This is a genomic window from Oenococcus oeni, assembly GCF_020510245.1.
In the GTDB taxonomy this organism is placed as follows: domain Bacteria; phylum Bacillota; class Bacilli; order Lactobacillales; family Lactobacillaceae; genus Oenococcus; species Oenococcus oeni.
Map to the genome: position 1 here is coordinate 230,230 of NZ_CP084701.1, position 25,703 is coordinate 255,932.

25 protein-coding genes are annotated in these 25,703 nt (G+C 37.8%); 17 read left to right on the forward strand and 8 right to left on the reverse strand.

All coding sequences use genetic code 11. From position 1 onward, the window contains the following. Position 1: 1 nt before the first annotated feature. Entirely contained in the window at positions 2-940 is a 939-nt protein-coding gene (locus J3U91_RS01205) for a dihydroorotate oxidase (RefSeq protein ID WP_002826792.1), read from the forward strand. 240 nt (positions 941-1,180) lie between these two features. Then, positions 1,181-2,437: an MFS transporter gene (locus J3U91_RS01210; protein WP_002820201.1), complete on the forward strand. Its 1,257-nt coding sequence runs from the start codon at positions 1,181-1,183 to the stop codon at positions 2,435-2,437. A gap of 24 nt (positions 2,438-2,461) precedes the next feature. Here the strand turns inward: J3U91_RS01210 and J3U91_RS01215 are convergent, their stop codons facing one another. Next, on the reverse strand, positions 2,462-3,331 hold the full coding sequence (locus J3U91_RS01215; RefSeq protein ID WP_002817925.1) for an NAD(P)-dependent oxidoreductase: 870 nt from the start codon (positions 3,329-3,331) through the stop codon (positions 2,462-2,464). A gap of 264 nt (positions 3,332-3,595) precedes the next feature. On the opposite strand from J3U91_RS01215, the gene trpX reads away from it, so the two are divergent. From trpX to J3U91_RS01230, 3 genes are read left to right on the forward strand one after another with little or no spacing between them, the layout of a single operon-like run. Next, positions 3,596-4,615 (forward strand): tryptophan ABC transporter substrate-binding protein, encoded by a 1,020-nt coding sequence (gene trpX / locus J3U91_RS01220; protein ID WP_044888980.1) that lies wholly within the window; start codon positions 3,596-3,598, stop codon positions 4,613-4,615. Then, positions 4,612-5,505 (forward strand): ABC transporter permease, encoded by an 894-nt coding sequence (locus tag J3U91_RS01225; RefSeq protein WP_002820203.1) that lies wholly within the window; start codon positions 4,612-4,614, stop codon positions 5,503-5,505. The genes trpX and J3U91_RS01225 overlap by 4 nt, the downstream gene beginning before the upstream one ends. Continuing rightward, positions 5,498-6,268: an ABC transporter ATP-binding protein gene (locus J3U91_RS01230; protein WP_002817922.1), complete on the forward strand. Its 771-nt coding sequence runs from the start codon at positions 5,498-5,500 to the stop codon at positions 6,266-6,268. The genes J3U91_RS01225 and J3U91_RS01230 overlap by 8 nt, the downstream gene beginning before the upstream one ends. A gap of 127 nt (positions 6,269-6,395) precedes the next feature. Here the strand turns inward: J3U91_RS01230 and J3U91_RS01235 are convergent, their stop codons facing one another. The 4 genes from J3U91_RS01235 to J3U91_RS01250 all read right to left on the reverse strand — a co-directional run bounded on the left by J3U91_RS01235 (position 6,396) and on the right by J3U91_RS01250 (position 10,490). After that, a complete protein-coding gene (locus J3U91_RS01235; protein ID WP_002820204.1) occupies positions 6,396-7,094 on the reverse strand; it encodes an ATP-binding cassette domain-containing protein in 699 nt (232 codons plus the stop codon). A gap of 12 nt (positions 7,095-7,106) precedes the next feature. Then, complete coding sequence (locus J3U91_RS01240; RefSeq protein ID WP_002820205.1) at positions 7,107-7,442, reverse strand: YxeA family protein; 336 nt, start codon at positions 7,440-7,442, stop codon at positions 7,107-7,109. A gap of 51 nt (positions 7,443-7,493) precedes the next feature. After that, positions 7,494-9,422 (reverse strand): DUF1430 domain-containing protein, encoded by a 1,929-nt coding sequence (locus tag J3U91_RS01245; protein ID WP_002820206.1) that lies wholly within the window; start codon positions 9,420-9,422, stop codon positions 7,494-7,496. A 198-nt stretch (positions 9,423-9,620) separates the two neighbouring features. Then, positions 9,621-10,490 carry an Rgg/GadR/MutR family transcriptional regulator gene (locus tag J3U91_RS01250; RefSeq protein WP_002820208.1) on the reverse strand — a complete coding sequence of 290 codons (870 nt, stop codon included), beginning with the start codon at positions 10,488-10,490 and terminating at the stop codon, positions 9,621-9,623. 197 nt (positions 10,491-10,687) lie between these two features. Here J3U91_RS01250 and J3U91_RS01255 point away from each other — a divergent pair, with 197 nt between their 5' ends. Genes J3U91_RS01255 through J3U91_RS01265 form a run of 3 tightly spaced genes read left to right on the forward strand, consistent with a single transcriptional unit; the run spans position 10,688 to position 13,765 of the window. Continuing rightward, a complete protein-coding gene (locus tag J3U91_RS01255; RefSeq protein ID WP_002820978.1) occupies positions 10,688-10,957 on the forward strand; it encodes a hypothetical protein in 270 nt (89 codons plus the stop codon). A gap of 10 nt (positions 10,958-10,967) precedes the next feature. Beyond that, complete coding sequence (locus J3U91_RS01260; RefSeq protein ID WP_002826790.1) at positions 10,968-13,133, forward strand: hypothetical protein; 2,166 nt, start codon at positions 10,968-10,970, stop codon at positions 13,131-13,133. Continuing rightward, the gene (locus J3U91_RS01265) at positions 13,130-13,765 is read left to right on the forward strand and encodes an ATP-binding cassette domain-containing protein (protein WP_002820211.1); all 636 of its coding nucleotides are present in this window, start codon (positions 13,130-13,132) and stop codon (positions 13,763-13,765) included. The genes J3U91_RS01260 and J3U91_RS01265 overlap by 4 nt, the downstream gene beginning before the upstream one ends. Positions 13,766-13,839: 74 nt before the next feature. On the opposite strand, the gene J3U91_RS01270 is transcribed toward J3U91_RS01265, so the two are convergent. Beyond that, the gene (locus J3U91_RS01270; protein WP_310944854.1) at positions 13,840-14,223 is read right to left on the reverse strand and encodes a PaaI family thioesterase; all 384 of its coding nucleotides are present in this window, start codon (positions 14,221-14,223) and stop codon (positions 13,840-13,842) included. A gap of 37 nt (positions 14,224-14,260) precedes the next feature. Between J3U91_RS01270 and menB the strand changes: the two genes are divergently transcribed. Further along, positions 14,261-15,082, forward strand: a complete 822-nt coding sequence (gene menB / locus J3U91_RS01275; protein ID WP_002820213.1) for a 1,4-dihydroxy-2-naphthoyl-CoA synthase — start codon at positions 14,261-14,263, stop codon at positions 15,080-15,082. Between the two features lie 33 nt (positions 15,083-15,115). After that, entirely contained in the window at positions 15,116-16,570 is a 1,455-nt protein-coding gene (locus tag J3U91_RS01280) for an o-succinylbenzoate--CoA ligase (RefSeq protein ID WP_002820214.1), read from the forward strand. A 73-nt stretch (positions 16,571-16,643) separates the two neighbouring features. Here J3U91_RS01280 and J3U91_RS01285 read toward each other — a convergent pair whose 3' ends face one another. Continuing rightward, complete coding sequence (locus J3U91_RS01285) at positions 16,644-18,446, reverse strand: M3 family oligoendopeptidase (RefSeq protein ID WP_002820215.1); 1,803 nt, start codon at positions 18,444-18,446, stop codon at positions 16,644-16,646. Between the two features lie 133 nt (positions 18,447-18,579). Between J3U91_RS01285 and J3U91_RS01290 the strand changes: the two genes are divergently transcribed. From J3U91_RS01290 to dltD, 7 genes are all read left to right on the forward strand, one after another. Continuing rightward, on the forward strand, positions 18,580-19,785 hold the full coding sequence (locus J3U91_RS01290; RefSeq protein ID WP_002820218.1) for a PTS sugar transporter subunit IIC: 1,206 nt from the start codon (positions 18,580-18,582) through the stop codon (positions 19,783-19,785). Next, positions 19,772-20,629 (forward strand): alpha/beta hydrolase, encoded by an 858-nt coding sequence (locus tag J3U91_RS01295; RefSeq protein ID WP_002820219.1) that lies wholly within the window; start codon positions 19,772-19,774, stop codon positions 20,627-20,629. Before J3U91_RS01290 ends, J3U91_RS01295 begins: the two co-directional genes overlap by 14 nt. A 100-nt stretch (positions 20,630-20,729) precedes the next feature. Beyond that, positions 20,730-20,876, forward strand: coding sequence for a teichoic acid D-Ala incorporation-associated protein DltX (locus J3U91_RS01300; RefSeq protein ID WP_004164847.1), 147 nt, complete (start codon positions 20,730-20,732; stop codon positions 20,874-20,876). Further along, positions 20,866-22,413, forward strand: a complete 1,548-nt coding sequence (gene dltA, locus J3U91_RS01305) for a D-alanine--poly(phosphoribitol) ligase subunit DltA (RefSeq protein ID WP_002820222.1) — start codon at positions 20,866-20,868, stop codon at positions 22,411-22,413. The genes J3U91_RS01300 and dltA overlap by 11 nt, the downstream gene beginning before the upstream one ends. Next, complete coding sequence (gene dltB, locus J3U91_RS01310; RefSeq protein WP_002820225.1) at positions 22,406-23,635, forward strand: D-alanyl-lipoteichoic acid biosynthesis protein DltB; 1,230 nt, start codon at positions 22,406-22,408, stop codon at positions 23,633-23,635. Before dltA ends, dltB begins: the two co-directional genes overlap by 8 nt. A gap of 11 nt (positions 23,636-23,646) precedes the next feature. Continuing rightward, the gene (dltC, locus tag J3U91_RS01315) at positions 23,647-23,880 is read left to right on the forward strand and encodes a D-alanine--poly(phosphoribitol) ligase subunit DltC (protein ID WP_002820226.1); all 234 of its coding nucleotides are present in this window, start codon (positions 23,647-23,649) and stop codon (positions 23,878-23,880) included. Continuing rightward, positions 23,880-25,163, forward strand: coding sequence for a D-alanyl-lipoteichoic acid biosynthesis protein DltD (gene dltD, locus J3U91_RS01320; RefSeq protein WP_002820228.1), 1,284 nt, complete (start codon positions 23,880-23,882; stop codon positions 25,161-25,163). Before dltC ends, dltD begins: the two co-directional genes overlap by 1 nt. A gap of 62 nt (positions 25,164-25,225) precedes the next feature. Here the strand turns inward: dltD and J3U91_RS01325 are convergent, their stop codons facing one another. Beyond that, positions 25,226-25,672, reverse strand: a complete 447-nt coding sequence (locus J3U91_RS01325) for an Hsp20/alpha crystallin family protein (RefSeq protein ID WP_002820229.1) — start codon at positions 25,670-25,672, stop codon at positions 25,226-25,228. Between the last annotated feature and the right edge of the window lie 31 nt (positions 25,673-25,703).

Sequence of the window (25,703 nt, forward strand, 5' to 3'; positions counted from 1 at the left end):
GATGGACTATACGACAAAAATTGCTAATCAGGTTTTTCATCATTTATTTATTAACGCAGCTGGTGTATACTGCCAAACATTTGAAGAGCTGGAACAAATTCAAAATGCTCCCTGTGCTGGGGCAGTCATTACCAAATCTGCAACTGCAAAAGAGAGGTCGGGTAATTCTGAGCCCCGCTATTTTGAAAATTCTGTCGAACACAACACAATAAATTCGATGGGTTTGCCTAATCTTGGAATTGATTATTATTTGAATTATGTTTTAAAACACAGTTTGAAATTGCCGACGCTTTTCTCGATTGTCGGTCTTTGTCAAAAAGAAATCATCGATAATTTAAAAAAATTACAAGCCAGCGATTTTTCCGGCCTGACCGAATTAAATTTGTCTTGTCCCAACGTTTCCGGAAAGCCGCAAATTGCTTATGATTTTGCTGCTACAAGAGAAATTTTAGACAACGTTTTTGCTTTTTATTCAAAGCCGCTTGGCATTAAACTTCCACCCTATTTCGATATTGCACATTTTGATCAAATTGCCGCTATCTTGAATGATTATCCCTTGGCTTACGTTAATGCGATTAATTCGGTTGGTAATGGACTTGTAATTGATCCAGAAACAGATACGGTTATGATTAAACCCAAAGATGGTTTTGGCGGATTAGGTGGGAAACAAATCAAAGCTACTGCTTTGGCAAATGTTAGGGCTTTGCGCCAACGCCTCCATCCACAGATTAAAATTATCGCTACCGGTGGAGTAACTAATGGTAGAGACGTTTATGATCATCTTTTATGCGGAGCCGACCTGGTTTCGGTTGGTTCTCAATTAGGAATCGAAGGACCGACGGTATTCGCTCGATTGGAAAAGGAACTTGAAGAAATTTTTGCTGATAAAGGAATTACTGATTTAAGACAAGTCAGGGGTAAACTGAAATTAATTGCATAAATTCTCGACAAGGACCAAATATCCTGCTATCATATTGATCAGTGTGATTTTTTAATAAGTTAGAAGGAGAAGAAAGTTTGCGTTTTTTCAAAAAACAACTGGATTTTTTCAAAAAAATTATCAGCCTTTCTTATTTCTTTTTTACTTTTCTGATTCACAGTTTAATAAATTGTTACTGCCCATCAAATACCTCAATTATTTCTAATTGAGGTATTTTTTTGGCTTTTTTTGGAGGGAAAATTGGAAAATTCATTGGTAAAAACAAAAGGTAATGTGTTGCAGCCAAGCGGCGTTGCGAGTTATCAAAAACAAACACTTTGGTCATCGATTATTGGTTATGCGATGGATGGGCTGGATATGATGCTGCTTTCCTTCGTCCTTCCTTTGATCATGGCTGATTTTCATTTAACGACTGCTCAGGCCGGAGGAATTTCGACAATTACAATGTTTGGTGTGGTTATAGGTGGAACTGTTTTTGGAATTCTAGCTGATCATTTTGGAAGGGTAAAAGTTTTCACCTGGACAATTTTGATTTTCTCTTTATTCACTGGCCTCTCGGCTCTTTCTCCATCGGATGGCGTTTTTATCGCGATGCGTTTTATGGCCGGTCTTGGTTTGGGTGGAGAATTCGGAATTGGAATGACACTTGTTTCTGAAAGCTGGCCAACAAAACTTCGTACAAAAGCAACTTCCTGGGTTGCACTTGGATATCAGGCGGGAACTTTATTAGCAACTCTTTTGGCTGGGTATGTTTCAACCAATTTTGGTTGGCGAGGTGTGTTTGCGATTGGAATTTTGCCGGCTGCTTTAGCTTGGTGGACACGCAGGAACTTGGAAGAACCAGCGATGTGGGTTGAAAACCGCAAGACCGTAAAAAATAATTTTGCGATCAAACAATTATTTATTAATAAAAAGATCACCCTAACCACAATTGGTTTGGTGATCTTAACTTCCGTTCAAAATCTTGGTTATTTTGCGATTATGAGTTGGATGCCGACAATGTTGGCTAGCCAACGCCATATCGCAATCAGTGGAACAATGTTCTGGACGCTTTCGACAATTAGCGGCATGGTAGTCGGGATTATTGTGTTTGCTTGGGCGGCGGATAAATTTGGTCGAAAACCGGCTTTTATTACTTTTCAAATTTCGGCAGCCGTTATTGCTTGGATTTATTTTCGGATTTCAAATCCTGTTCTTCTGGTCGCTTTAGGTTCAGTTCTTGGATTTTTCGTTAACGGAATGATGGGTGGCTATGGTGCTCTGCTTTCCGAACACTATCCAACCGAAATTCGTTCTACAGCGGAGAATTTGATCTTTAATTTTGGTCGTTTTGTCGGTGGCTTTGGCCCCTTGTTTATTGGCATCGTCGCTTTGCATAATTCTCTTTCAGCGGCTCTTGGCATGATTTCGGCAATCTATATTGTTGCTGCTTTGGCCATGTTGTTCCTTATTCCAGAAACCAAGGGTCTTGATTTAGCTTCTATCAAGGAGATTTAAATTTAAAAGTTTAGGCCTTTTTCGTTAGGACCACTGATCCCACAATTTTACAATTGCTTGTGTACCGAGGTTGCCAAGCTTTTTTTCGTCAGTCAGTTCTGCGTACATTTTTTCGGCTAATTTTGTTTCCGGTAAATCAAGTCCCATTTTATTAGCTTCGTCCAAAGCGATTCGCAGATCTTTTAAAATATGCTTTGCATAAAAACCCGGTTTAAAATCTTCTTTTAAAATTCTTGGCGCATAAGTATCCATCGACCAATTATCTGCCCCTCCGGCTGACAGGGTGTTCAACGTTTCCTGCAGGTCCAATCCGGCTGCTTTTGCATAGGTCATCCATTCGGCCAAGCCAAGCATCGTTGAAGCAATCATAATTTGGTTGGCCATTTTAGCGTGCTGGCCTTTGCCGGCCCCGCCAAAATAATTGACTTTTTTAGAAACAGATTTCAAAAGCGGCAGAGCTTTTTCAAAAGCATTTTTATCTCCGCCGACCATTGTTGTCAATTTTCCATCGCGAGCGCCGACATCTCCACCGGATACTGGAGCGTCGAGGACTCCGACTCCTTTTCTTTTGCCTTCGGCAGCAATTTTCTCCGCTAGAGTCGGTGTCGAAGTCGTCATATCGATTAATGTTTGTCCGGGTTTTACGGTCGAAAAAATTCCTTCTTCGCCAAAATAATTTTCCTCGACATCCTTTGGAAAACCAACCATTGTAAAAACAAAATCATTTCCTAAAGTTGCTTTGGCAGCCGAATCAGCCCACTTGGCCCCGTGATCCAAAACCCCTTGGGCATGTGCCTTAGTCCGATTATAGACAGTCACATCTTCGCCATTTTTTAAAAAGTTGTTAATAATGCCGGTTCCCATAACACCGGTTCCGATAAAGGCAATTTTCATCTTGAATCCTCCCTTAACTAAATTTTATTCCTAAAATCTATTGTAATTTTTTAAATTTCCTGTATAGTTTAAAGCAATTAGTTATGAATGATATTCAGGTTAACAATCAAGCATGGTGGTGGCTCGTCTAGGCGGGCTGTTTAATCGTGTAACGATTGTTCCGGCTCGCTGATTTGCGGGCCTTTTTTGTCTCTTTGGGAGAAAATGCTCGCTGATTTGCGAGCTTTTTTTATTCAACTAAAAAGAGAAAGAGGGAATCAATTTATGAAAAGGATGTATGGCTTGATCGTTTTATTGGCCGGTTTTCTGATTTTTGCGTTTTTTTACGGCGGCTCGTCAAGCGAAAAGACAGATGCCAGTACAAAAAGTAAAACTATCAAAACTTATAAAGTCGGAATTCTGCAGTTAATGACACAGCCGGCTTTGGACCAGATTCACAAAGGGATTGTTGCCGGCTTAAAAGCAGAAGGTTTCAAAGTCGGCACAAATCTCAAGATTGATTATCAAAATGCTCAGGGCGACCAGTCGAATTTACAAACAATGTCATCGAAGTTCGCTAATGAAAATGATGATCTGACAGTCGGAATCGCTACTCCGGCAGCTCAAGCTTTGGCAAAAGCAGCCAATGGTAAAACGCCGGTCATTTTGGCCGGGATTACCGATCCTGTCGGCGGCGGTTTAATTAAATCAAACGCAGTACCTGGAGGCAATATCACCGGTACTTCTGGTGAGTCGCCACTTAAGTCTCAACTGAATTTGATTAAAAAAATTCTTCCAAAAGCAAAAACGCTTGGAATTATTTATACGACTTCCGATCATGGCGGTACTTACAATGCCAAGAAGATGCAAAAAATTGCTGCAGCAGCTGGCTATACAGTCAAGATGTACACAATTTCGTCAACAAATGATATGCAGACGGTTGCCGAAAAAATGGCTTCCGAAGTCCAGGTTGTATATGCTCCTCAGGATAATGATGTCGCAAGTGCCATGAAGACTTTAGTCAGTGTCACGAATAAAGCAAAAGTTCCTGTTTTTCCGGCTGTCGACACAATGGTTAAAGATGGCAGAGTTGCCACGCTATCCGTTAACCAGTTCAATCTTGGCAAGACTTCCGGAGTAATTGCCGGTAAAGTTTTAAAGGGTAAAAAAACTTCGACTTATCCTTTGACTTTTATCACAAAAGGCGAGATGACAGTTAACACTACTGAAGCAAAATTATTAGGAATCAAATTACCGGCTTCGGTTCTTCACGAAGCAAAGACAAAGGGGGAAATTTTCAAATGAATATGATTGTATCTGCAATTGGACAGGGGCTGTTATGGGGAATACTTGGAATTGCCCTGTTCCTAACTTTTAGAATTTTGAATTTTCCCGATATGACTGTTGAAGGAACTTTTCCTTTAGGCGCGGCAACGGCTGTCAGTTTGATTACACGCGGCGTCAGTCCGATCTTGGCAACTTTAGCGGCTTTTATCGCTGGTGCCTTGGCAGGTGGAATTACCGGTCTGCTTTATACGAAAGGAAAAATTCCAATTCTATTATCCGGAATTTTAGTCATGACTGCTTGTCTATCGGTTAATTTACGAATTTTGGGTTCTTCCAATGTTTCTTTAATTGACAAACGGACGATTTTTTCACCCTTCGCCGGTTTGCCGGAATACTTTGATGCCGTTTTTATCGGTTTGACAATGGTTTTTATTGTCACATTGATAATGATTTATTTCCTGCAGAGTAATCTCGGCCAGGCCTTCATAGTTACCGGCGATAATCCGATTATGGCCCAATCGATTGGTATTAGAACTGATCAGATGACTAACATGGGTTTGATGTTTTCCAATGGTTTAATCGCGATTGCCGGAGCTGTAATTGCTCAAAACAACGGTTACGCGGATATTAATATGGGAATTGGAATTATTGTAATTGCTTTGGCATCGATCATTATTGGCGAAGTGGTTTTTGGAGAATTGACGATGAATCAGCGCCTGATTGCAATTACTTTAGGTTCGATTATATATCGTTTTGTTCTTTTAATTGTTTTGCAGTTTGGTTTTTCAACCAACGATCTGAATCTTTTATCAGCGATTATTTTGGCTTTCTGCCTGATGTTGCCACGATTCAGCCAGGCACTGCATTTGGATCGAGTAATGAAGAAGGGACTTTTTGTCAATGACTGAAGTAATTTTATCTTTAAAGGATGTCACCGTTACAGTTAATAAGAAACAAAATAACGAAACAAGAATTTTGAAATCTATCAATCTGGATGTTCACCCGGGCGATTTCATTACGATACTTGGTTCGAATGGAGCAGGTAAATCGACAGTTTTCAATGTGATCAGCGGTACCTTGCCGGTCGATTCCGGGAAAATTTTGCATGCCGGTCAGGATATCAGCAAAGAAAGTCCGGAAAAACGAGCCAAGTTTTTAAGCCGGGTTTTTCAGGATCCGAAGATGGGTACCAGCCCTAGAATGACAGTTGCCGAAAATTTGTTGCTGGCTTCCAAACGTGGCGAAAAAAGAAGCTTGGCTCCCCGACACATGAAAGCAAAAATAAACGAGTTCCGCCATTTGGCATCGAAAATGGGCAATAATTTGGATCATCGTTTAGATACGCCAACTGAAAATCTTTCCGGTGGCCAACGACAGGCGCTTAGTTTTTTAATGGCGACTTATAAGAAACCCGATGTTTTATTGCTTGATGAACACACGGCGGCACTTGATCCAAAGACAAGTGCCGATCTAATGGAAGCAACTGCCCAACGAATCGAAGCCGATCATTTGACTTGCTTGATGATCACACATCATATGGAAGATGCTTTAAAATATGGCAACCGCCTGATTGTGATCGAGAACGGAATCGTTTCACATGATTTCAATCGTCAGGAAAAAGCCGCTTTGACAAAAGAAAAACTGCTTTCTTTCTTTGATGTAATAGCATGATATCTTTTTTAAATAAAAACCATTTTCTATCTTTACAAAATTGCTTTTTAGACATTCTGTAAAAAATAAAAGATGGTTTTTAATTTGGCGATTTGTTTTAGTTTTTGTGGTCAGGATCAAAATTTTACTAACGATTTTGTTTGAAATAAATATTGCAAGGCAGTTCAAACTTGAGAAAACAAATTATATTTTGGCTTTTTTTGAAGTCCTCGATATTAATTCTTTGATCGCATTTTTCAGCGACTGCAGGATCATGAGTGGCAATGATGACGGTTGCGCCTTTGCCAGCCATTTTTAATAAATGAGTAATAATAACCAGACCGTTATCTTGATCCAAGGAGCCGGTTGGTTCGTCAGCCAAAACAACTTTAGGGTCTTTTAAAATCAGTCGTGCCAAAGCGACTCGCTGTTGCTCACCACCGCTTAAAGTCGATATGCGCCGATACAAATCTACTTTAAGATTCAAATCTTCTAGAACTTGTTTTTTGAGAGCTGATTTTTCTTTAGCAGGAATCTTTCGATAGGCAAGTCCGATATCAAGATTTTCTTTAACATTTTGGTTATCGATTAAACCATAATTCTGAAATAAATAGCCGAGTGTTTGCCGGAAATAATTTCTTTTATTAATCTTCGATAAAGGCTGGTCATCAACACGGATTTCACCCGAAAAATTTTCCAGGCTGCCGATACAATTCAGGAAAGTTGATTTACCGGATCCGCTGTGACCGACCAAAGCATAACTTTGGCTGGTTTGAAGAAGTAAATTCACATTGGAAAAGATTGTTTTTCCAGCGATAATTTTTGAGACATTTTCAACTTTAATCATTTAATCATTTAATCATCTAACCTTTCTTGGAGCGTTTTTTGCTTGGACGTAAATAACTCGTTTGACATATTTTCCTTTATGAGTGATTTTTACGTATTGTTCGTCGGGATCATAGCCACCAAAGTCGAGTGTGTAGGACAATTTGCGCCCTTGCTCTGTATAGGCTGTGACATTTCGATATTTCTGGGTTCCTTTCTTGACTTTGGCGTAAGACTGTTCGCTATTAAGAAAAGGATTGTAGCGATCAGTGAGTGGATTACGAAACGAAAATATCGTTGTCAGTATAAAAACTGGAATCAACAGCGCGATGATTTTCGTTAGTTTGAAATGGGATTTTTTATTTTTCATTCTTAGAGTTCCTTTACTTGAGTGATTGATTTACTATCCAGAAAATAAATATTAACCAGAGAAACCAGAAATTCGCCGATTAAAGAAATAACTGCAATTGAAAGTACTAAGTTGCCAGACAGGAGTAGAAATTAGCAAAGCGAACATTAATCCACTGGATCCTAATGAAAGTGACAGGTGCGTGCCATGCTGTTTTATCAACGAATATCCATGAAGTTTTCTAATTAAAATCAGTTTTTTATTTTGCTGAAAATATTCACCTATATCCATAATGATTGACAAGACCAGAACGAAAATGACCAAGATGATTGTAATTGTTAAAAGAAAAATCTCTTTATCCAAAGAAGAAATTTGATCAGCAACATCGTCTTTAAAACTTGTTATTCCGGAAATATAATGCGATAGACCATATTTATCCAAACTATTGCGCAGATGTTGATAGTCTTTGAAGATAATTCCTCCGTTAGTGGCCGCTGCATAATAAAAATATCTTTGAACCGACTGGTTTTGGATCAGCGCAATTAAAGGTGAATCCGCATAAGGCTGATCAATGGAAGCACGACTATTAAAAGCGAATATGTAATAGTCCTTGTTCATATTTTTGGCGGAAAAGGAAACTGCGGCTGATTGATTCGGATCGCCTTTTTCAAATTGAAACAAATCGATAAAATTTTTTTCGATCGCAGTTTTTTTACGCTGAGCCTTTGTTGGCAAAAACAGATTGATTGTTTTTTGCTGATTTATTCTCTTACCGGCAAAAATATTTTTATCGAATTTTCTATAAAGTGAAACGAAATTGTTATTGACGATTAAAACATTTCCGTTTGTAGGTTCAAAATTGTCTTTTTTTGGATTAGAAGCATTATTATTTTTAATTAAAATTGCGCCATATTTTTCTTCTTCTGCAAAAAGTCGGTTAAATTTTTCTGCTACGTCGCCATACTCTTTGTTTCCGGTAATAAACGGAGCGAAATAAAGCGAATAATAATTATCGACTTTCCGCCAGATTTCATTATGCTTCTGAATTTTCTTCAGGTCGGATAAACTAGCAACATTTTGTATCAGTAATAAGAAAACGATGAGGATCATCGCAAACTTGCTTCCCAAAGCGATTGACCTTAATATTTTATAAGGACGTTTGCCTTTGACCATTTGCGAGACATCGATCAGCGATAATGATGCATAAGACAAAAGATTAAGCATCAAAAGCAGAATAGTCAGAACCGAATATGCAATTATCAGCCATTTAAGAAAAAACAATAATTGTCCATGATAAGGGCTGATTAATAAAAACAAAAAAGTGACGATGGCAGCGCAACTTGGCAGCAACAAAAAATAGATTGTTGATTTCTTTAAGTCATCAATGAATATCTTAAAAATTGAATATCCGTGGAGTCTTTTAATTGCATATGCTTTGAAATTAGCGCTGCGTTCGTGTAAGAAGATCAAAAAACTAATTAACAGCAAGGCAAAGATTGAAAGCAGGATCCCTTCCTGGCACATATATGATGAAAAGAACCTTGGAAAATTCACGTTGATAAAGTTTCCACTCAGACCAAGTTTCTTTAAGATTTTCAAAAACTTTTGTTTGTTAACCTCGCCTCGAACAAAATATTCGCCTCGAATATCTCTTTTCTGCAACTGAGAAAAAGAAATAATTCGATTCTTTTTGGAAATATCGAAATTATGAAAATCGTTTTTAAGTTTTTTATCGCCGATAAAAGGATAAATATATTTAATTGTATTGGATTGGTCAACACTACTGGTTGATTTATAAAGATTAATTTTTTGTTTTTTGGTTTCTTGATCAAGGCCTTTAAAGATTGTTTTTTTATTGCTTTTCTGGTCCCAAGTCGATATCGTCAAAATTTGATCGGTATGGTACAAAAATTGTTGGTCGAGCTCTTTAAAGAAACCGACAAGCAGGAAAGATAAAAGCAAAAAACTTATTAAAGCAAAGAAATTTTTAATCAGTTTCATGGATCCCCTCAAAATTTATCGCAATAAAAAAGGAGCTGTCAGCAGCTCTTTTTTATCATGAATAAATAAATAGCTTTATGTAGATTTTTTTACAATGTTGGCTAAAGCTGAATTTAAGCGTAGCATGCCATTTCCGTTTTGGAGAAAAGTTGATTTTTATTCCCATTTTGGCCTTTTTTCCGCATTTTTCGGAATATATTACGAATTATCGGGGACCATATATTTGTCCATATAACTTTCATAGGAAGAAGCCAGATAATTTGAATCGATCGATCTTAGGCTTTTTATCAATTGCCGGTTGGCTCTTTTGGCTTTTTGATTAGTCAAAGTTAAAAGGTTTCTCATGAAAGAGATTTTGAATTTAATAACTAATTGATCCTGATTTAACGATATTTTTTCTAAACAAAAAAGCAGCTCTTTGGCGCTTTGGTAATCCTCTCTGCGATAGAGAATATCAACCATATTTGTGATAGCACTCAAAAAATTATCGGAACGATTCCGATCATTTAGTTGAGCGCTTAAATAAATCAGTTCTTTGGCAAGAACTTTAATCATTGGACAAGTCAAAATAATTAAACAGTTTTTTAAAATGACCAGTTCGAATGAATTCCAATATTCGACGCTCATTAAATATTGGCTTATTTTTTTTACTATCATATCTTCAACCAGATAATTTGAATCGATTTTCTTGATGAAGGAAATCAAGCTGGCTGTTTTTATCAAATTGATAAATTCCTCATTGTTTTTTGACGTTTCTTCTTTGGCGATTGCTTTTAATGTCAGCAAATCATTGCCTTGATAAATTGGTTCGATTTTATTCAGAAAATGGTTATAGGAATCTGATAATGTTTCCGATTCTATCTGCTCATAGTAATCATCCAAACTGATATCCATTCGTTTCAAAAGAGAGCCGAGCTTAAAAAAAGATAATTTTGTTTTTCCTGTCTCGAATTTGTTGACCGAAGAAACAGATAAAATTCCCTTAGCTAGTTTTTTCGTTGACAGGTGTCTTTGTTTTCTAAGTTTTTGAAAAACTATTCCGGCTTGATTGACTGTATTTTTATCCATCCAAGAAAATTATTGCATAAATATTGTTTAATGGTTGTCAAAAAATGGGTTTCTGAATTCTTAACAACAAAGGGGATTATTTGAATTTTTAAAATAATTTTTGCATACAATTGTTAAACGTTACAAATATATGTTACTTTTTTATAGGCTCTTAATAAATGAATTAAATCACTTATTGAGATTTGTTAATTTGTTTGATGTGTACTAATAATTTAAAGGAAGAGGAAAATGAAAAAATTTTGACCACTGCAAGTGCGTCAACAGTTAGAAACCCTGTTAACGGACACATTGCGTCATGGACACACGGCCATGACTGGAGAGTTATTGTGACTTATTCTGAAACAGCTTCAAGTTTCTATGCTCATTCAGCTTCTGTTGATAGCACTGAATCAGGATTGAAGAGAGCCGGTGTTACGGCTCATGCTGAAAAAATTGGTGGATCATGCTATTACTGGTATGTTAGATAACTGATTTTCTATGAAAATAGCAAAATATGTGTCATTAATTGTCGCGAGTATCACTTTAATGTTTGCGGCAATTTTATTAATACAATTTAATGATTCGGAAAAGTGGTCGATCGATGCCCACCAGTCGGGCCTATTTTCCCAAACAATCAATATTAATTCGAACGATCAACCGGCAACACAAAAGAAAATACTGACGGCTTTGGCAGAAACGGCTGATCATTATTCGCTCGGGGTAATTCGTGTCGATGACCAAGTTGGTGCCACTGGGGCTTATCGGATTGGTGTTTATGACCCAGAAGGCGTTATCAAATTCGTTAATCGCAAAAACCAGTTGAAGTCATCGGGAATCACGAGTTTATCTTCAAAAAGACTATGGTCAACCAAAAGTATGGATACCCGCCATCTTTCGTTATTTAATCTTATGAATTCCAGCTCGGTTGTTGTCACTTCTTTGGATAGTCTGCTAAACCACACGGAAACGATCAATGGTCAATACCAAATGGCCACCATCAAAAAAACGAATTTTCAGAATATGTTGGATTTTTTTTCCAAACGAAGTGGAATCAAGGAGAAACAACTTTTAGCCCAACATAGTTTTAAACAACATACTATTTCAATTGCTTTTAATCTTTCGTTGGTCTTGTTTGCCTTGCTTTCGGTCGTTTCGATTGTATTTGGTATTTTTTCTATTTATGATAAAAATCAGTTGGTTGGCGTTCAAAAACTATTGGGCTATTCAAGTTTTCGGATTGTCTGGTCACATGCGGTCAATAACTGGCTGGTTGTGTTTGCGGCTTTTTCCTTAGAAATTCTTATGTTGAGGATTGCCTTTTCCCAGTTGGGTAATTCGATTTATCCAATCCTGTTTTTATTTCAGCTGCCCTTACTGATCGTCCTGTCTTTGGATACGTTAATCCAGTTTTTGTTGGTTCATCGCCAGAAAGCCACCAATTTCATCAAGCAAAATCTTCGTTCAAGACTATTAATCTGTGTTGTTTGCGGCTTATTTATCTTTACCAGTGGTTTATGTGTCTATATGTTGAGAGTGATTGATTATCAATCGATTCAAATTTTTTTAAATGCCAAAAAGATGCAGCACTGGCAGCAGCGGAACGATAATTATGTTCTTTCGGAGATATCTGCCGGTAATGATTCAGCCAGTTTTACTTATCAGTCAAATAAAATCGATCACGATCTGCAAAATTTTTATACGCAAATTGCTGATAAAAAAGGCGTTTTCCTAGCCGCTTCGAGTCATTTTGATCAATCTAAAGCTCAAAGGCAGCTTTATCAATTCTGGGGTCTCCCTAATCTCCCCAGTTTTTCGCTTTTGCAGTTGTCACCCTCGGCTTTAAAGAAATATCATATTTCAAATAACCAGGGACAGTCGATTAAGATCTCGAACCAAGATAAGACCAAGTATTATCTGATTCCGGATAAATTTCGCAATAATTTAAAATACCAGCGTTTCTTTAAAAAATTCGCTTTGATCAACAGCACAGTGAACCCGTCCAACAAGGCTCAGGTTAAGCAATTTTTGGATAGTCATCCTGTTCAAATTGTTTATTATAAAAATACCCGCTCGTTTGCTTCATGGGACTCCAGCGATTCCCGCTCTTTGAAGCTGCCCATAATCGAAGTAATAACAGCGGCTGGTCTTGACACGGACAATACTTCGAATATGCGGGTGGTCGGTTTGGATAATCTTTTAAAATTAGATCGAAAGGTTGTCGCCTCTACTGCTTTTAAAAGAGCTATTGCTAACAGTGATTTAAGCGATAATCAATTGGTTTTTCGGAGTATCAAAGACAGTCTCCTGTCGGATCGAAGCAATTATTTTCAATTGTTGGCGGCTTGGGGAAGCTTTCTGTTTATTTTGCTATTGGCGATACTCCAATCGATTGTCTCTTTGAATCTAATTTGGCAGTCATCCCATGAAAAACAGCTTTTCGTGCAGCGCTTATTGGGTTATAGCAGCTGTCATAAATACCGCTTTATTTATTTGCTCATTAGTATTTCGGATCTGATTGCTTTTATTTTTGGAATTGCGTTTCGTTCGTCCTATATTTCATTTGGATTCGTTATCTTGTTTGCCCTCGAGATGCTGGTCATTTATCACAGCGTACGTAAGGTTGAATTTAAAAAAATTAGTGAAGAATTGAAGGGACTTTCATGAAGTTAGAACTGAATCATATTACCAAGTCATTTAGCGGCAAGAAAATTCTTCGGAATTTTAATCTCACTGTTCAATCCGGTGAATTCGTTGGAATAGTCGGCAAATCGGGATCCGGCAAATCGACCATTTTGAATTTGCTTGGTCTTTTTGATGATTATGAACAGGGCGAGTATTTTATTGATGGAAAAAAAGTTCCACGAATTAATACAAAGGCTGCAACCAAATTGATTCGTGAGAAGATTAATTACCTTTTTCAAAATTTTGCGCTCGTTAATGATTTGACAGTTGGAAAAAATTTGGGATTGGCTTTGAAATACACAGAAACTTCCAAAAAAGAAGCAGCCGATAAAATCGCCCTTGTTTTAAGGCAGGTCGGGCTGGCAAATCATGAAAAAGATATTGTTGCAACGCTTTCCGGTGGCGGACAACAACGGATTGCGATTGCCAGAGCGATGCTTAAACCCGGAGATTTACTTTTGGCCGATGAACCAACTGCGGCTTTGGATAAAGAAAATCGCGATCTGGTTTTTGCTCTTTTGATGGAACTCAATAAAAAGCACAAAACGATCGTTCTTGTTACTCATGATCTCGAACTGGCAAGTAAGATACCAAGGACGATTCAAATAAATTGATAAAATAAAAAATTCAAAGGATTTTAATATTTAAAACCGCTCCTGATTGGCAGCGGTTTTTATTTTGTTTAAGTTTATTTGTTCTTCAAAATAGTTGTGACATCGCTTGTGCTGATTATTTTTCTGCCTGGATATTGGAAAATTTCGACCTTCCATAGTTGGGTTGTATCAGAGATTGCAATCGGTTCGGCGAATGCCTTTAAAAGACCATTTTTAACCGTCATAAAATGATTTGTGTTTACGCTCACTCCGACTGCAATTTGGCCCTTTTTAGCAAGACAGTTGGCGGAAATACTGGCAGCCGTTTCGGCTAAAATACTAGTGAAACCATCGTGCAAAAAACCGGACAGATCTTTTAATCTATCGGTCACTAATATTGAAGCGAGTGTTTTTTGTTGACTGGCATACTCGATTTCAATGCCTAAGTTTTCCAGTAAGCTAATTTTTAAATCCTCAATAGTGTTATGTTCATTTTATCAGAAAGGAAACAAACTCATGGAAGCAGCTAGTTGGAAAAAAGTAAAAGATTATTCTGAAATCATTTTTGAAAGAAAAGAAAAAATAGCCAAATTAACGATTAATCGTCCGGAAAAAAGAAATTCCTTTACTCCGGTTACGATTAGCCAATTAATAGAGGCTTTTGCCATTTGTCGTGATGATAGTTCGATTGGCGTCATCATTTTAACCGGTGCCGGTGATGAGGCTTTTAGTTCCGGTGGTGATCAGGGAGTTCGCGGAAATGGCGGTTATGTCGGACCCGATCAAATCGCTCGCCTGAATGTTTTGGATCTTCAACACTTGATCAGAATTATTCCCAAGCCGGTGATTGCGATGGTTAAAGGATGGTCGGTCGGCGGCGGCAATGTTTTACAATTGGTTTGCGATTTAACGATTGCTGCCGATAATGCAAAGTTTGGCCAAACCGGACCGAAAGTCGGTAGTTTTGATGCCGGCTATGGCTCCGGATACTTGGCAAGAGTAATTGGCCATAAGCGTGCCAAAGAGGTTTGGTTTTTAAATCACTGGTATACGGCTGACGAAGCCTTGTCAATGAATTGGATTAATAAAGTTGTAGCTTTAGCAGACGTTGAAAAAGAAACACTGAAATGGTGCGATGAACTATTGACAAAATCTCCGACAGCCCTTCGTTTTATCAAAGCCGCTATGAATGCCGATACGGACGGATTGGCCGGTTTGCAGCAATTTGCCGGCGATGCGACGATGCTCTACTATACAACTGATGAAGCCAAAGAGGGTCGCGATGCTTTTAATGAAAAACGTCGTCCCGATTTCGACAAATTTCCTAAATTTCCGTAAAATCGTATTTTTTACTGATTGGGGGTAGAAAGAGTGCAGAATTGGTTGACTAAACAAGCTGATTTGTTTCCGGAGAGAATGGCATTATTTTATAGGGGACAAAGTTGGACTTTTGCCGAATTAAAAAAAGAAGTCGAAAGAATTTGCGGACATTTGGCAAGTCTTGAAATAAATTCTAATAAAAGAGTTGCTATTTTACCTGGAAATACAGCTGCCAGTTACATGACAATCCTGGCGATTCAACAAATCGGGTTGCAACCGGTTCTCTTGAATTTCCGTTTATCAAACGATGAACTTCAAAGTCAGCTTGTAGATGCCGGCCTGCAAAATGTTCTGATTGATGATTCTTTAAAGAGCCGTTTTAAAGAGGGACAAAAGCTGAATGTCTCTTGTCTTTTTATTTCGGAACTTGAATCCTTGAAGATTGTTCCTCCACAAATAGTTGAGGATTTCCCCAATCAGAAAATTGCTTCTATTATGTATACTTCCGGAACGACAGGAAAAGCTCATGGAGTATTGCAGACCTATGGCAACCATTTTTATTCAGCGGTCGGCTCGGCTTTTAATTTAGGATTCGATCCTGAAGACCAGTGGCTTTGCGTTGTCCCGATTTTTCATATCAGCGGTTTTTCAATTATGATGCGCAGTTTGGTTTATGGAATGGGAGTTGTCTTGCTTTCTCATTTCGATCCGGAAAATGTCACTAAGTTGTTGTCTTCTCATGCAATTTCATTGGTTTCTGTTGTACCGCTTATGCTCAAACAACTTTTGCGGCTTTATCCAAAAGATGGCTATCAAAATAGTTTCCGCGCCTTCTTACTCGGAGGGGAACCAATCGATCAAAATACGCTTGATATCTGTCTGCGAAAGGGAATTAAGGTCATTCAATCTTACGGGATGACGGAAACCTGTTCTCAAGTCGTAGCTTTGAACTTTCAGGATGCCACGCGAAAAATCGGTTCGGTTGGCAAAGCTCTTTTTCCAGTCCAATTGCGTATCGCGGATGATAAAACAAACGAAGTTCAATTAAAAGGTCCCAATCTTGCCAAAGGCTATCTTAACGATGATCAGCGATTCAAATCTAAATTTACCGGAGACGGTTGGTTTAAAACAGGTGATGTTGGTCTTATTGATGAAGAAGGATTTTTGTTTATTAAAGGTCGTTTGGACGAAATGTTCATTTCTGGTGGAGAAAATATTTTCCCTAATGAAATTGAAAATGTTTATGCAAAATTGACAGGAATTAAAGAAATTGGGATTATTGGAATTTCGGATCAGAAGTGGGGAAAAGTTCCTTGCGCTTTTATTGTTCCAGCTTCGAGCAAACTGCCCGATCAAGAAGAATTATTGTCTTATGGAAGAAGACACATGGCACATTACAAAGTTCCAAAAAAATTTATTTTCGTTGATAATTTACCACATACTGCCAGTGGAAAATTACAACATTCAAAGTTGCATACTATTTATTTAGAAAATTATAATCGATAATTTTTTCCTTGTTTTTAAAATAATGTTATATAAAAAAGGTGCTCTAATAGGCACCTTTTTTATATAATCCAATTTATAGCTTTTCGGTCAAACTCAAGAATTGATCGACATCTTTTTTGATCAGATCGGCACCGGACTGCCAGAAGTCGGGTTTGGTCAGATCGGCACCCAAGTGTTTCTTTGCTAATTCTTCGGAATTCATATTCGCTGTATCGCGTAGTAATGAAATATAGGCCGATTCAAAATCGGTTTGCTTTTGAGCCCAGTCGAAGATTCCCAAACTGAACAGATAGCCAAAGGTATAAGGAAAATTGTAAAAAGGAACATCGTCGATATAAAAATGCAGTTTGGAAGTCCAAAAATGGGGATGGGTACCATTTTCGGCCAAAGCTCCGGAAAAGGCTTCTTTTTGGGCTTCTGCCATCATTTTATTTAATTGTTGTGGTGTTAAAACACCCTTTTGCCGTTCTTTATAAAAATTGCTTTCAAAAATATAACGAGCACGGATATTCATGAACATTGCCGTAGCATTGGCAATTTTGGCGTCCAGCAAAGTAATTTTTTCAGCATCTGATTGAGCAGCTTCCACATTGGCAGTATTAATAATCGTTTCTGCAAAAGTTGAGGCGGTCTCGGCAACATTCATCGCATAATTTTGCCGCCATTGAGGCAAATCATACAAAACATGTGAATGAAAAGCATGACCCAATTCATGGGCGATTGTTGCGGCATCGTTAACCGAACCGGTGAAAGTCAGAAAAATCCTATCCTCTTTTAAAGTTGGAATCGATTCATCCCAACCGCCAGGTTGCTTTCCGGAACGGTCTTCGGATTCGATCCACTGATTTTCAAAAGCCTGTTGTGCGAAAGCTCCCATCTTTTTAGAATATTTGCTGAAATTTTTGACGATAAAATCGGCTGCTTGATCGTAATTTAAAGTCCGTGCTTTATAGCCGGGAACCCGAACCGGAGCGGTTTGATCCTGCCAGGAAATCTTATCGGAAGCAAGCCCCAGTAATTTTGCTTTTCTAGCAAAGAATTTAACGAGCATGTCTTCGTTTTTGGCAACTGTATTCCACATTGCATCCAAAGAAGCGCGCGATAAACGATTTAATTCCAGGGGTTTCTCCAAAAAATCGGTAATTCCGTGGGCTTTGTATTCGGTTAAACGAGCTCCGGCCAAATGATTTAAGGTATCAGATGAGAGCCTTTCGGCCTTGCCCCACATTTTTTCGTAGTTTTGCATTAAATTGGCTCGGGCGTTGTTATCACTGATTCCATCAAGCAAATTCAGAGCCTGTCCGGCGGAAACCTTTTGGATTCTGCCATTTTCATCGGTATAGCTGGTTGATAATCCGGATGAGATTGTGTCGTAATGTGCCGACCAGGCATGCAGGCCATCAACCTGGAATTCCTTAATTAGTTTCTCGGTTTTTTCGTCGAGCAACTTACCTGCCTGTTCCCTTGTTTCCTTTAAGATGAAGGCAATCGGTTGGGCTTTTTTATCAGATAAGAAATCGTTAAAACGATCTTCTGGCAGAGCAGCCAAAAATTTTCCCCATTTTTGTTCCTGAACACCGTAGTTAATTAAAATCTTCGATAGAAGGTCAAACTTTGGTCCGGCTTCTGCTTTTCCATAGTTAGTGGAACTCCAGGCTGTAAGATAAAAAGCAATTGTATCCAGTTTTGCTTCGGCCGTTTGCAAGGCATCGGCCGCTTCGATTATTTTTTCGTTACTTGAATTCTTTTTTAACGAGGCGAGGATTGCGGTCAAAGCCTGATTTTTGTTTTCGGTTTTTTTAAAAGCCGTTTTCAATTCCGGCGAATCAATTCCGGGAAAGACAACATCGATATTCCAATTTTGTGAATACTTCATTTTTTCTCCTTATAAAATTTATATTACAGTTCCTTACATAATCTCATTTTTGAACTCTATGTTTTAGAATTTTTTTAATGATTTCCAGAAATTTTGTCGATGTTGTAAGATAAAGGAAACTTGGGAGAGTTTTTTGGGAAAATTAGGGAATTTACAAAAACGAATGGAAAAAACTTTATTTTTTTCAAGTTTTTATATCAGCTTGAAGAATTTTCTGCCGATTATAGTTTTAAGTGTTTTCCTTCAGCTTTTTATCAATATTTTTTTAACGCCCAACAGTTTTTTTCTTACTGTTTTTCATTTAAAATTTTTCGCTTTTTTAGAGCCCCTGAATCGTCTTGCAACATTTGCCGACATTTCCTTTCGGCGCCTGTTGATGCCACTTTTTGCCTATTTTTTTTCAAACCAAATCGAGAATCAAAAGGGAACCAATCTGCCTCTAATTGCCTTGTCGAATTTTATTGTAATTTGGCTGTTTTCCAATAATCAGTTCCTTCTTCAAGGTTCCGGACAAAACCTTCTGCCGGTCAGTTTGATTGTTTTTGCTTTGACTATTTTGATGATTAAAATTTCCAATTGGCATAAAGCATCATCGATCAGTCAAAGATATCTGCTTTCTTTTTGTATCCTTATAATTGCCTGTGTTTTTGCGATAACGAATATCTTTTCGAATTTTCAATTTGTGAATGCTGGTCAGTGGCTTAATGACAATCTTATCAGCGATTTGTCGACTAATTTTTACGGTGTCGCACTGCTGACCGTTTGTGCCAGTCTGCTGCTTTGGATGGGTTTGCCGCTTCCATCGTGTTTAAGACAAACAAGCTTTTCTCTTCCAGCGGCGGTCAATAATTTGGGTGCCTCGCTCGACAAAAAAACTTCGACAATACCAAATCCATTGAGTTTGCATACCCTTTATGATTCATTTGCCATTTTTGGCGGTGTATCGATGAGTCTGGCCCTGATTATTGTTCTTTTAATTCGTTCCAAGAATTCGCAAAAAAAGCTTGCTCAAATTGCTTTGATCCCAAGCTTTTTGAATAATAATCAAATTCTTAATTTTGGCCTTCCTTTTTTCCTGAACCCCTTATTGCTGATACCGGCAATCTTGGCGCCTTTGTCAGGAATTCTGCTTTCCGGACTTGCTTTAAAGTTGAATTTGATCAATCCGGCTGTTTATCAATTGCCGAAAAATACTCCGAATATATTTACGGCTTTCTTATCCAGCAATGGTGACTGGAGAACTATCTTACTGGTTTTATTAATTTTGGGAATCAGTTTTTTGATATATCTTCCTTTTGTTAATCGTTTGTTAGAAGGGACCAAAAATGAGAATAATTAAAAATATAATTTTAATCAGTCTGTTATTTGCGATTATCCTTGTTTCTCTATTTTTCGGCGAAAAGTGGGTTAGGACCAACGTTAAAAACCAGGCAATCGTTTATAATTCTCAACTTAATCCAACGGTTATGATACCGGGGTCTTCTGCTAATAACCATCGTTTCGATAATCTGGTTGCGATTCTCAATCGTCAATCGACGACACATTCTTTATTAAGAGTTCAAGTGAATGAAGACAATTCGATCAGTTATTCCGGTCGAATCCGTCCTAACGACAGTCAGCCCTATATTGTAATCGGATTTCAAAACAACAGCGATGGCTACGCAAATATTAAACGGCAGGCAAAATGGCTTGAAATTGCCATGAAATTTTTGCAAAAACGTTATCATTTTAATCATTTCAACGCCTTCGGCCATTCCAATGGCGGCTTGGATTGGACAATTTATTTGGAAAAATATTTTAACCAGAAAAGTTCAACAATTGGAACTTTGATGACGGTTGGATCGCCTTTTAATTTTTCTGAAAAATCGGAAAGTAATCGCACACAAATGTTAACTGATTTAATTAAGAATCGAAGTAAATTGCCAAGGGATATGACAGTTTATTCGATTGCCGGTACAGAGACTTACAACGACGATGGAATTGTTCCAATCGAAAGCGTTTTGTTGGGGAAATATGTTTTTCAAAAGAATGTTCATTCCTATACGCAAATTACCGTTTCCGGCAATGATTCAGAGCATTCTGATCTTCCGACTAATCCGCAAATTGTTCAATTGATTCAACGAGACATTCTTGACGGCCGAGGTCAGAAGCAATCTTCGAATCCCGTTTTTAACAATCATTGAATAGAAAACAGAATCATTTGTGAACTTATTTTTTGCCACTAATTTGCAATAAAAATGTAACTAATGTAACATTATTTGAGATTTATGAAAGGGATGACGTATGAAGGCTTTTTTAATTTTGTTTCATAGCCCAACCGCTCATTTTATTGGTCGTACATTTTTTTATTTTGCGATCCTTGTAGTGCTGCTTTATTTATATAGCTATACAGGTGTCAGCGATGGCGGCTTTATTTATAATGGATTTTAAGTGGGTGAATATGATTAGAGATATACTTTCAAAGATTGATGAAAACGCAATTAATGATCCAAATGCGATTGTTTACGATAATTTAGGAAAACAGAATAATTACGCTGATTTAAAAGAATATTCAGATTCCCTGGCAGCTTATATAGACCAACTTGGAATCGCGACCGGCAGTCCGATCATGATTTTTGGTGGCCAGGAGTTTGAGATGATTGCCAGTTTTTTGGCCGCAGCAAAATCGGGCCATCCATATATTCCGGTTGATATAAATTCATCTGAGGAACGTATTGAGTCGATCATTAAGATTGCTAATCCGGCACTGATCATTGCAATTAAGGAATTACCGGTTAAAATTTCCAATCGTCCGATCGTCGAATTGAAGCAGCTACAGGATATTTTTACTGAAAATTCAAATTATCAAATTGAACATGCCGTTTCCGGGGAAGACACTTTTTATATTATTTTTACATCCGGAACAACCGGAGCACCAAAAGGCGTTCAGATCAGCAGCGATAATCTTTTGAGTTTCGTTAACTGGATAATTGGCAAGAAGTTTAATTTGCCCAAGCAGCCGATCACACTCTCGCAACCGCCATTTTCTTTTGATTTATCAGTGATGGATTGGGTACCTACTCTTGTTTTGGGTGGCCAGCTAAAAGCCGTTTCAAGGGAGCTCGCCGACGATTTTAAACGCTTGTTTCAAACACTGCCTGAATATAATCCCCAGGTTTTTGTTTCAACTCCTTCCTTTGTTGACTTATGTTTGATTGATCCTGATTTCAATGAGAAAAAAATGTCTAACGCCTGTTATTTTCTTTTTTGCGGTGAAGAATTAACAAAAAAGACCGCTTTAAAATTGATTGACAGATTTCCAAAGGCAAAAATCTTCAATACTTATGGGCCGACTGAAACGACTGTTGCGATTTCTCAAGTGGAGATTACGAAAAAAATTATCGAAAAATCGGATCGTCTGCCGATCGGTTATCCGAAGGAAGACACAGGAGTTGCGATTTTTGGTAACCAGCAGCAATTACTTCCGGAAGGGGAAACCGGCGAAATTGTTATATATGGTCAAAGCGTTTCAAAGGGTTATTTGAATAATCCCGAAAAAACCCAAGCTGCTTTTTTTTCTTATAAAGGTCAGCATGCTTATCGGACCGGCGATTTGGGGACGCTTGATGCCAAAGGACTATTGCATTATTGTGGACGAAAGGATTTTCAGATAAAACTTCACGGATATCGAATTGAGTTGGAAGAAGTTAATCACGCTTTGTTGAAGAGCAGATTTGTCAAACAGGCTGTTGCGGTTCCACGTTATGACGATGATCATAAGGTGAGCCAACTCTTGGCTTGGGTTGTTCCAAGAGAAAACGATTTTGCCAAGAAGATTGATTTAACCAAAGCACTTAAAGAAGATCTAAAAGAGGTGATGATGCCATATATGATTCCAAGCCGTTTTGTCTATAAAGAGAGTTTACCAATTTCGGCCAACGGAAAAATCGATGTGAAGAAAGCGGTTGCCGAGGTAAACAATGGTTAATTTTTTTGGGAATGCCATTCCAAATCTTCAACCTTATTCTGATCCCCAATACTTTGTATATCTATTAATTGCGGTTATGCCCTTAGCAATCGGCCTTTACTATGGAAAGCGTTTTAAGATTTATGAAACGATTTTCTCGATCGTTTTTATCGTCTTAATGTTCACTAATGACAAACTTGGCCAAGGAGTTGCTCTAATTGCTTATATAATCTGGCAATTGCTTGTCGTTGGGGTTTATCACCAATATCGAATTAGGAAAAACAATAGTTTAATTTTTTATCTGGCAACTTTTTTATCGATTGTTCCTCTAAGCATAGTCAAGATTATGCCGACAGTCGATCATGGAGCCCAGTCGATTATTGGTTTTCTTGGCATATCTTATTTAACTTTTCGAGCAGTCGGCATGATTATGGAAATGCGTGATGGCGTTCAAAAAGATTTTCATTGGTGGCCTTTTCTTAGGTTTATGGTTTTTATGCCAACGATTTCTTCTGGGCCGATTGACCGATATCGACGTTTTGAAAAAGATTATGATCATGTTCCTGATCGTGATAAATATGTCACGATGGTCGGAAAAGCGGTTCAATATATTTTTCTTGGATTTTTATATAAATTCATTTTGGCTTATTTCCTCGGTACGATCATGTTGCCGGAAGCAAAACAAATGGCAATTTCGGCTGGCAAAGGCCTTTCTTGGCCTTTACTTTATGTAATGTATACTTACGGTTTTGATCTCTTTTTTGATTTTGCTGGTTATTCATTGTTTGCCGTTGCAATTTCTTATTTAATGGGAATTGAGACGCCGATGAACTTTAAGCAACCTTTTAAATCAAAAAATTTAAAAGAATTTTGGAATCGTTGGCATATCAGTTTAAGTTTTTGGTTTCGGGATTTTGTTTTCATGCGGATGGTTTTCGTGATGAAAAAGAGGCGCTTGTTTAAAAAATCAACAACCTATTCAAGTGTTGCCTATGTTTTAAACATGTTGCTGATGGGATTTTGGCATGGCGTTACCTGGTATTACATTGCCTATGGTCTTTTTCACGGTTTGGGTCTCATGATCAACGACTGGTGGCTGCGCTTTAAAAGGAAACATTTGAAATGGCTCAAACCGAATTGGTTTACCCAGGGAATTGCAATTTTTTTAACTTTTCATGTTGTGATGATTAGTTTTCTGATATTTTCGGGATTCTTAAACGTTTTATGGTTTGTTAAAAAATAAGGAGATTAATAATGGAAAAAGAAGTTTTAGCAATTTTAGAAAATATTTTGGGTGAAGATTTATCAAATCAAATGGATGACAACTATTTTGATAACGGTTTGATGGATTCGATGGCAACGGTTGATTTGGTTTTGGCCTTACAGGATAAATTCGGAATCAATGTGCCGGTTTCGGAATTCGACCGTAGTAAATGGGATACGCCGAATAAAGTAATTGAGAGAGTTAAGGAGTTAGCTGACAACTAATGAAAAAAAGATTATGGCAAATTTTTGGACCCGTCATTGTCGCTTTTTTGGCTCTTTTGATTTTATTGTTTGCACCTCTTAATTATTCGCATTTTTCGGTTAAGGATGAAAAAAAAGCTGCGGTTGCGTTGAATTCCATTACTTTTAAGAACCAGCAACTAAAAAAGCAAGCTCTTTCTGATAAAAAAACGCGTTATGTGCCTTTTTTTGGATCATCGGAGTGGGAGAGGATGGATCAATTTCATCCTTCTGTTCTGGCGATTAAATATCACCGAAATTACCGGCCTTTTTTGCTTGGCCGGCGCGGAACACAATCTCTTACCCAGTATTTTGCAATGCAGACAATTTTGCCGGAATTAAAAAACAAACAGGCGGTTTTTGTTATTTCTCCGCAATGGTTTGTTAAAAAAGGTGTTGATCCGGCGGAATTCAATTATTATTTTTCCAATCTTCAAGGAACTGAATGGCTTGATTCCAATACTAATTCAAGGGCTGATCGTTATGCGGCCGATCGCCTTTTAAAACTTCAAGGTGAGGATAAAAAAGGTATTTTGACAAATATCTACAAACGGGTTGCCGAAGGAAAAAGTCTTACCAAACAGGAAAAATGGGAAATTTACCTTGAAAAGGTCGTTCTCGAACACGAGGATCAGCTTTTTAGCCGCTTTCAAGTCAATGACAATTATGACCGCCGCATTTTGCCGAAAACAAAATATCTACCAAGACAATTTAGCTATCGAAACTTGACTCGTTCTGCCAACAGAGTTGCTGCAAGGCAGACCACTAATAACCGTTTTGGTATTTTGAATAGTTTTTATAGCGGCAGAATCAAGCCCTTTGGCCTTAAACGCTTGAAAGGAGCACAAAGAAATATTAGTTATGTACAGTCCACGGAGTATTCCGATTTTCAACTTGTGCTTAATGAATTTGCCAAATTGAAGGTTAACGTGATGTTCGTTATTCCTCCTGTCAACCGTAAATGGGCAGCTTATACCGGCCTTGATTTGAATAACTATCAGGAAGCTGTTAAAAAGATTAAATATCAATTGAAATCTCAATCTTTTAATAACGTTGTCGATTTATCCAAAGATGGTGGCAAGCCGTATTTTATGCAGGACACGATTCATCTCGGCTGGTGTGGCTGGATCGCTTTTGATAAAAAAGTAAATCCTTTTTTGAGTCATCCGACTAAAGCACCAAAGTACAAGATTAATAATAATTTTCTTTCGAAAAAGTGGCAGCGATTAAAACCAAATAATGCCAATCTCAAGGAATTTAAATAATTTTTACTAAAAAATCCCCACTTTAAGAGAAGTGGGGATTTTATTTTATTCAAAGATTTTAATTATTGGATTTCAATATGATGAGTTTGACTTTCGTCAGATTTTGGTAGAATCAGGTTTAAAATACCATTTTCGTACTTGGCACTAATCTTGTTTTCATCTACGCCGGGTACGTAGTAACTGCGGGAGTAATTCCCATAGCGACGTTCGCTGCGAACGACATTATTTTTCTTGTCTTTTTCCTCGGCCTTGGAACTCAAAACTCCTGATACCGTTAGATTATCATTTGAATAATCAATTTTAATATCTTTCTTATCCAAGCCTGGAAGTTCGATTTTCAGGCCGTATTCTTTATCGTTTTCAGAAATATCAGTCCGCATAATCGAATTATTATGCCGGGCACTTTCCCACAAGCCATCGCGTGGTCCGAAGAAGTTGTTCATCAAGTTGCCCATCATATCGGAAACATCCATTAATCCATCATTTCTATCCATTAATTCATTTGCCATATCAAATACCTCCTATTAACTAAGTGATATT

Coding starts and splice junctions, on each gene's coding strand:
- J3U91_RS01205 (WP_002826792.1), top strand. CDS start 2: ATGGACTATACGACAAAAATTGCTAATCAGGTTTTTCATCATTTATTT.
- J3U91_RS01215 (WP_002817925.1), bottom strand. CDS start 3,331: ATGAAAATTGCCTTTATCGGAACCGGTGTTATGGGAACCGGCATTATT.
- trpX (WP_044888980.1), top strand. CDS start 3,596: ATGAAAAGGATGTATGGCTTGATCGTTTTATTGGCCGGTTTTCTGATT.
- J3U91_RS01225 (WP_002820203.1), top strand. CDS start 4,612: ATGAATATGATTGTATCTGCAATTGGACAGGGGCTGTTATGGGGAATA.
- J3U91_RS01230 (WP_002817922.1), top strand. CDS start 5,498: ATGACTGAAGTAATTTTATCTTTAAAGGATGTCACCGTTACAGTTAAT.
- J3U91_RS01235 (WP_002820204.1), bottom strand. CDS start 7,094: ATGATTAAAGTTGAAAATGTCTCAAAAATTATCGCTGGAAAAACAATC.
- J3U91_RS01240 (WP_002820205.1), bottom strand. CDS start 7,442: ATGAAAAATAAAAAATCCCATTTCAAACTAACGAAAATCATCGCGCTG.
- J3U91_RS01245 (WP_002820206.1), bottom strand. CDS start 9,422: ATGAAACTGATTAAAAATTTCTTTGCTTTAATAAGTTTTTTGCTTTTA.
- J3U91_RS01250 (WP_002820208.1), bottom strand. CDS start 10,490: ATGGATAAAAATACAGTCAATCAAGCCGGAATAGTTTTTCAAAAACTT.
- J3U91_RS01255 (WP_002820978.1), top strand. CDS start 10,688: ATGTGTACTAATAATTTAAAGGAAGAGGAAAATGAAAAAATTTTGACC.
- J3U91_RS01260 (WP_002826790.1), top strand. CDS start 10,968: ATGAAAATAGCAAAATATGTGTCATTAATTGTCGCGAGTATCACTTTA.
- J3U91_RS01265 (WP_002820211.1), top strand. CDS start 13,130: ATGAAGTTAGAACTGAATCATATTACCAAGTCATTTAGCGGCAAGAAA.
- menB (WP_002820213.1), top strand. CDS start 14,261: ATGGAAGCAGCTAGTTGGAAAAAAGTAAAAGATTATTCTGAAATCATT.
- J3U91_RS01285 (WP_002820215.1), bottom strand. CDS start 18,446: ATGAAGTATTCACAAAATTGGAATATCGATGTTGTCTTTCCCGGAATT.
- J3U91_RS01295 (WP_002820219.1), top strand. CDS start 19,772: ATGAGAATAATTAAAAATATAATTTTAATCAGTCTGTTATTTGCGATT.
- J3U91_RS01300 (WP_004164847.1), top strand. CDS start 20,730: ATGAAGGCTTTTTTAATTTTGTTTCATAGCCCAACCGCTCATTTTATT.
- dltA (WP_002820222.1), top strand. CDS start 20,866: ATGGATTTTAAGTGGGTGAATATGATTAGAGATATACTTTCAAAGATT.
- dltB (WP_002820225.1), top strand. CDS start 22,406: ATGGTTAATTTTTTTGGGAATGCCATTCCAAATCTTCAACCTTATTCT.
- dltC (WP_002820226.1), top strand. CDS start 23,647: ATGGAAAAAGAAGTTTTAGCAATTTTAGAAAATATTTTGGGTGAAGAT.
- dltD (WP_002820228.1), top strand. CDS start 23,880: ATGAAAAAAAGATTATGGCAAATTTTTGGACCCGTCATTGTCGCTTTT.
- J3U91_RS01325 (WP_002820229.1), bottom strand. CDS start 25,672: ATGGCAAATGAATTAATGGATAGAAATGATGGATTAATGGATGTTTCC.